The sequence below is a fragment of the Limnospira sp. PMC 289.06 genome, from assembly GCF_032350395.1.
GTDB lineage: Bacteria > Cyanobacteriota > Cyanobacteriia > Cyanobacteriales > Microcoleaceae > Limnospira > Limnospira platensis.
In genome coordinates this window covers 1-6,506 of record NZ_JARPLC010000188.1, presented here as the reverse complement: position 1 = coordinate 6,506, position 6,506 = coordinate 1, and the positions used below count along the sequence as shown (strand labels likewise).

Annotated in this window: 3 protein-coding genes, 1 tRNA gene and 1 pseudogene; 3 read left to right on the top strand and 2 right to left on the bottom strand. The window is 44.6% G+C overall.

The annotated features are described in order from the left end of the window. Together P5674_RS22600 and P5674_RS22595 are read right to left on the bottom strand one after the other, a co-directional pair. Nucleotides 1-68: pseudogene (locus P5674_RS22600) on the bottom strand (IS607 family transposase); the annotation flags it as partial. Between the two features lie 55 nt (nt 69-123). Then, a complete protein-coding gene (locus P5674_RS22595) occupies nt 124-1,380 on the bottom strand; it encodes a response regulator (RefSeq protein WP_006616255.1) in 1,257 nt (418 codons plus the stop codon). A gap of 374 nt (nt 1,381-1,754) precedes the next feature. On the opposite strand from P5674_RS22595, the gene P5674_RS22590 reads away from it, so the two are divergent. The 3 genes from P5674_RS22590 to P5674_RS22580 all read left to right on the top strand — a co-directional run bounded on the left by P5674_RS22590 (nt 1,755) and on the right by P5674_RS22580 (nt 6,411). Beyond that, the gene (locus P5674_RS22590; RefSeq protein WP_315670302.1) at nt 1,755-4,823 is read left to right on the top strand and encodes a type ISP restriction/modification enzyme; all 3,069 of its coding nucleotides are present in this window, start codon (nt 1,755-1,757) and stop codon (nt 4,821-4,823) included. Nucleotides 4,824-5,071: 248 nt separating this feature from the next. Then, nucleotides 5,072-6,250 (top strand): esterase-like activity of phytase family protein, encoded by a 1,179-nt coding sequence (locus P5674_RS22585; RefSeq protein WP_315670301.1) that lies wholly within the window; start codon nt 5,072-5,074, stop codon nt 6,248-6,250. Between the two features lie 87 nt (nt 6,251-6,337). Further along, nucleotides 6,338-6,411: transfer RNA gene (locus tag P5674_RS22580), tRNA-Asp, on the top strand. Nucleotides 6,412-6,506: the final 95 nt, after the last annotated feature.

Sequence of the window (6,506 nt, the reverse complement as noted above, 5' to 3'; positions counted from 1 at the left end):
GTGCGGAGTGTTCTTTCATGGACTCCAAGGATTTGGGCCGCTTCCTTGGGTTTGACATATCTGGCAATAGGTTTATCCTCAACTCTTCTCGCTTATTATACCATATTGCCCTAAAATGTTAACCTAATTTGAGATTAAATCATGCTCTTCCGAGTCAAGAGAAGGCCACTTATGGGAAAAAGCTTCTGCGAGTTGACTTTCTAGCTTCAGGGAATGGCCGTCCGCTGTACCAATATAGTTTTCTACTAGGGTAAGTAACTCCCCCTTGCTAAACGGTTTGGTCAGATAATTGGTCGCTCTCACCATTCGGGCTTTGAGGCGATCGATAAATCCATCAATGCCTGTTAGCATGATAATCGGAGTTTCCCGAAAAGCACTAGAACTTCGCAACATCGCGCAAATTTCATATCCATTTAGTTCCGGCATGGCGATATCGCATAAAATCAGATCTGGTTTCAGTTGGAAAACTTGACTTAATGCCTTCAGGGGATGACCTATAGCCGTCGCCTCGTAGCCATGCTGGGTTAAGATTAACTCCACTGTCTCCCGAATTACGCGATCATCATCAATACAGACAATGCGGGGAATCTTACTCTCGAACTGAGAACGGGGGTACGGACTTGGTTCGGTCGGGGGAAAGCGCAGTTGCACAAAACCCTGTTGTACAAAAGGATAGATCGCCTTGGTGACTGCGACAATATCTCGGTTCAAATAACGGGAAATTTGCCGGAAAGTGGTTTTTCCGTCCGCCCAACGGGTTAAAGTTTCAAAGACATTGGGACGCACTACTTGTCTAAGTTTGTCTGGGTCTAAAATGAGGGGGCACTGACTGGGGGATTGGATATGGGGGTGAAAAGTTTTCCACTCCTGCACCTGTTTCATAATTTTAGGTAACACCGTGTTGATTTGTAAAGTCATTAATTGCGGTGCTAGGGGTGAACCCATTTCAAAGTTAAAAGCCCCGTGGTGAAGGCTGAGAAGGTCGAATAGAGTTTCGGAAATCATCCCATGGAGAATGCTGCGCCCCTGGGTGGGGGTAATCGCGTTTTGTTCTAGTAGCACCCACAAATAGCCGTATTCGGGCGCGTTAACTGCCGTAATTGACGGCACTTCTAACTCATTGAGGACTTCTGTTAACTTGTAGCGGTGCAGGTAGTCCCGCAGTCTTTTCAGGCTACCCTCGCTTTCCCCAGCATAGACAATTCTACCGTTGGAGCAAAAAACTAGCCAGCAGTTACCCTTAAAGCGATCGCTATATTTTTCCGAAACTACCGAGGCGGCGGGGCTATAGGCTTCCACCATTAACTGACCTGTGCGTTGACCGACTTCGACCAACTGCAATATACTGCGGATATCGATTTCATTTAAAGAGCCTTGCATGAAGCCGCTTGGCCTCCCGACGATCGCTTAAATTTTTTAATGTCCTCATACAACTCAATAATAATGGGATTGAGGAGGGTAAGGGCAACATTACTGTCTACGCTCTCGTTAGGATAGCATAAATAGTGAATTAACTCAATCCATCGTGGTGGATAATGTATAATGGACAATTGATAATGGTGGACGCGGGTTCTCCTAGGGCTTCACCTCCTCCCTCTGGGTAATACCCCATCACTTGCCCCCGGCAATCATGAAGAATTGTTAATTATTAATTATTAATTATTCCATTGAGAATGGTGGACGCGGGTTCTCCTAGGACCGCACTTGCCCCCGGCAATCATGAAGAATTGTTAATTATTAATTATTAATTGCTTATGGCTACTCTGAATCTGAAACCTTCCCACAAAGCAGTAAAGTCCTATTACCAAACATTACAAAACTTTACTAAATTCGGAGCCGCCAATGAAGGGGCGGTTAAGGTGGCTTTTGCCGATTTATTAACTTCCTGTTGTCAGCAGTTTAATTGGCTGTTGGTACAGGAAAATAGCCTGAAGTTAACGGAGAAAAAACGCATCCAAGTTGATGGGTTATTGGTGAGAGATGATACCCTCAAACATGGGATTTGGGAAGCTAAAGACACCGCCGACGACCTCCCCAAGGAAGTACAAAAGAAATTTGCCAAAGGCTACCCCAAAGATAACATTATTTTTCAGTCTCCTGAGCGGGTGATTATTTGGCAAGGGGGAAAACAAGTCTATGACCAGGATATCACCAAACCAGAAGCACTGGTCGAAAGTCTCAAGCTGTTTTTTGAATATCGACCACCACAGATAGAAAATTGGGAGAAAGCAGCGGCGGAATTTGGGGATAAAGTGCGCGGCTTGGGGGAAAAACTGGTTGATTTAATCGAGAGTGAACGCCAAACTAATCCCAAGTTTATTGATGCTTTTGAAGGGTTTATTAACCTGTGCCGTCAGTCGATTAATCCTAATATTTCTGATGCGGCTGTGGAAGAGATGCTGATTCAGCATTTACTCACGGAAAGGATTTTTCGACAGATTTTTAATAACCCCGATTTTACCCGGCGCAATATTATCGCGGTGGAAATTGAGAAGGTGATTGAGACTTTAACCTCCAAGTCCTTTAGTCGGGCTCATTTTCTGGGAGATGTTGATTATTTTTATCGCGCCTTGGAAGAGGCGGCGGCGACTATTACTGAGTATAGCGAAAAACAGCATTTTTTAAACACGGTTTATGAAAGGTTTTTCCAAGGCTTTGCGCTCAAGGTCGCGGATACCCATGGGATTGTTTACACGCCTCAGAGTATTGTGGATTTTATGGTGAAAAGTGTGGATGAGATTCTCCGCACCGAGTTTAATAAATCTCTGAGTGATAAAGGGGTGCATATTCTTGACCCGTTTGTGGGGACGGGTAACTTTATTATGCGGATAATGCGGGAGATTAGAAAAACTGCGTTATCCCATAAGTATCAGCAGGAGTTACACTGTAATGAGGTGATGCTATTACCCTATTATATCGCTTCGATGAATATTGAGCATGAATATTTGACGGCAACCGGACAATATCAGCCTTTTGACGGGATTTGTTTGGTGGATACTTTCTCGGTTCAAGAATCATTACAACTGGATTTATTCACTCCCGAAAATACCCAACGAGTCAAGCAGCAGCAAAGTTCCCCCATTTTTGTGGTAATTGGCAACCCCCCCTATAATGCAGGACAGCAAAATGAAAATGACAATAACAAAAACCGCAAATATAGCGAAAGGGGAGGGGTCGATAAACGGGTGGCGGAAACTTATGCGAAAGACTCGAAAGCGACTAATAAAAATTCTCTATATGACCCCTACGTTAAGGCGTTTCGCTGGGCGGCTGATAGAATTGAAGATGAGGGAATTGTGGCATTTGTCAGCAATAACAGCTTTATTGATGGCATTGCTTTTGATGGAATGCGGCAGCATTTAGCCCAAGATTTTGATGCAATTTATGTTTTAGACTTGGGAGGTAATATCAGAAAGAATACTAGCAATCAAGCGATTTATAATGTTTTTGATATCAAAGTAGGGGTGAGTATTAACCTGTTGATTAAAAGGAAGGAAGGTAACAAATCTCAAGGTCAGATTTACTATGCAGCCGTGGGTGAATTTTTGCGAAAAGAGGAAAAATACGCCTATTTACAAAAATCTCAGCATTGGGGTGAGGTTGACTGGGAAGAGATGAAACCGGACAAAAAACATACCTGGTTAACCGCAGGGTTGCAGGCGGATTTTGAAACCTTTATCCCCATGGGAACCAAAAAAACCAAAGCCGCCAAGGGAGAAGCAACGGGGGCTATTTTTAAGATATACGGAAGAGGAGTATTAACTTGTCGCGATGCTTGGGCGTATAACTTTAATCCTGATGAATTAGCCGCCAATATTCAAAGGATAATCGCCACCTATAACGAACAAACCAGGAAATGGCTTGATTGTCCCGACAAATCGGCTAAGGTGGATGATTTTGTGACTTATGATGATACTAAAATTAGCTGGTCTGGAGAACTCAAAGAACATTTAAAGCGAGGGGTTATCGTAGAATATGACCCGAAGCATATCAGACAGTCTCTGTATCGTCCTTTCACCAAATCTAGGCTTTATTTTGATGCTTATTTCAATGAACGTCGCTATCAATTCCCCTACATATTCCCCACCCCGGAGACAGAGAAAGAGAATCGGGTAATTTGGCTTAAAGTAGGTCGTGAAGTGCCAATGTTTACTTTAATGGTTGCTGTTATACCAGATCTTCTCCCTCAAGGAGGTTCTCAATGTTTCCCCTTCTACACCTATGAGGAAGACGGAAGCAACCGCCAAGAAAATATCACCGACTGGGCTGTAGATGCCTTTCGGGAAGAATACCAAAACCCGGCTATCAGTAAATGGGATATTTTCTATTATATATATGGGCTGTTACACCATCCCACCTATAGGGAGAAATACGCCGACAACCTGAAAAGGGAGATACCTCGCATTCCCTACGCGCCCGATTTTGAGAGTTTCGCCAAAGCCGGAAAACGTCTGGCGGAAATTCATATAAACTATGAACAACAACCGGAATATCCCCTAAAATTCATCGAAAATGATGAGGTCCCGTTAAATTGGCGGGTGGAAAAGATGAAACTGAGTCAAGATAAAACCCAGTTAATTTATAACGAGTTTCTGACCTTGGCGGGTATTCCCCCGAAAGTGTTTGAATATCGCCTGGGAAACCGATCAGCTTTAGATTGGATTATTGACCGCTATCAAGTTAAAATAGATAAACGCAGCGGCATTGAAAATGACCCCAACCGCTTAGACGATGAAGAATATATTGTTAGGTTAATTGGTCAGGTGATTACAGTTAGCTTGGAAACGGTGGATATTGTGAATAACTTAGCCGCCCTGGAGTAAGGAAAAAATGATGGTCTCCCCCCAGCCATATCGGTGAGTTATGGAAACCTTCCCAACGGGGGAATTTTCCCTCGCGGAACCCTTGACAAATCTCGCCTAATATGGTAGGTTAAAATCCCAGGAGAAAATGAGCAAATTGTGAGGGTCGAAATGCTCAGGAATATGCAGGAAATATCTAGCAGGAATCCTAGGGAGTTCCCCCTATCACCCCACGGACGAGATTGATGTGGTTGCAGAAGTTTTCCATAATGACAATATTACCGCTGACGGTAACGGTGGGATTAATCGAAGTAGGAATTACGCCACCGTCGCCCGATCGCATTAAGGAATTAACATCCTTTTTGGGTGCGGCAAGAATTCCCACAGGTTTGGTATTTGAGGAAACAGAAGTTGGGGGACTGTCGGGGATAACCTATAACCCGCAAAAAGATGTATATTATGCCGTGTCGGACTCCCAAGGCGATCGCGGTTACGCGAGATTTTACACGCTGAAATTGCACTGGAAAGACGAAGCTTTCCGATTAGAAGCAGTGGAAGTAATAGGAGTCACGCCCATATTAGACCCCAACGGGGAAGCCTTCCCATTGTATAGTTTAGACCCGGAAGGCATTGCTTTCACCGGAGAAACGGTGTGGATTTCTTCAGAGGGAAATATGGCGGCGGGTTATCCTCCGTTTATCAAGGAGTTTTCCCTAGAGTCGGGTCGCCAATTAACTCAATTACCCATCCCAGAACAATTGTTTTCGAGGGATAATCCTAATATAGGGGTGAGAAATAATCTGGCGACGGAAAGCCTGACCCTGACCCCGGACGGGAAAACCCTATTTACAGCTACGGAAAATGCTTTAATTCAAGACGGACCCGCCGCCACGGTTAACCAAGGGAGTCCTAGCCGGATGATCCGCTATAATTTGCAGACAGGTTTAGCAGATGGTCAGTTTCTGTATATGACAGAAGCGATCGCCGGTAGTTCCCTGCTGTCTGAGACGTTACAGCTTAACGGACTGGTGGAGTTGCTGGCTGTGAGTGAGAGGCGGTTACTGGCTTTGGAAAGGTCTTTTTCCCTGGATAGGGGATTTGTGATCCGCCTGTTTGAGGTATCTTTGACCGAAGCGACGGATATTGGGTCTGTAGATAGCCTCGAAAACCAATTAGAGGGAATTACCCCGGTGAGGAAAACTCCGGTCTTGATTCCCCCAGAGATACAGGCTGAGGTAATCTGGGATAATCTGGAGGGGATGACTTTTGGGCCGATTTTACCAGACGGAAGGCGATCGCTAATTATGGTCAGCGACAACAATTTTCACCCCCTACTACACACCCAGATCATAGCTTTTGCGATCGCGCCAGAGTTATCAGATAGCGCCAAACCCTCTGTTCAAAGGCTTTGGGAGTGGTTGGGAAAATTTTTTGACTTCAGGGGTTGACAAAACCAGGATAATGGTTGAAAATAGATTTTGTGCTTAAAACGAAGCACTAACAACGATAGACTCGAAAATCAGAGTCTTAAATAAGGGACTGTAGTTCAATTGGTTAGAGCACCGCCCTGTCACGGCGGAAGTTGCGGGTTCGAGCCCCGTCAGTCCCGTTTTTAGCTGTGCCTTATCCTAACGGCGATAACTGGGAAACACTTAACCCGATAGTCGTATCGTCACACTCAATATGCACTCCATTCAGTCTTAG

Coding starts and splice junctions, on each gene's coding strand:
- P5674_RS22595 (WP_006616255.1), bottom strand. CDS start 1,380: ATGCAAGGCTCTTTAAATGAAATCGATATCCGCAGTATATTGCAGTTG.
- P5674_RS22590 (WP_315670302.1), top strand. CDS start 1,755: ATGGCTACTCTGAATCTGAAACCTTCCCACAAAGCAGTAAAGTCCTAT.
- P5674_RS22585 (WP_315670301.1), top strand. CDS start 5,072: ATGACAATATTACCGCTGACGGTAACGGTGGGATTAATCGAAGTAGGA.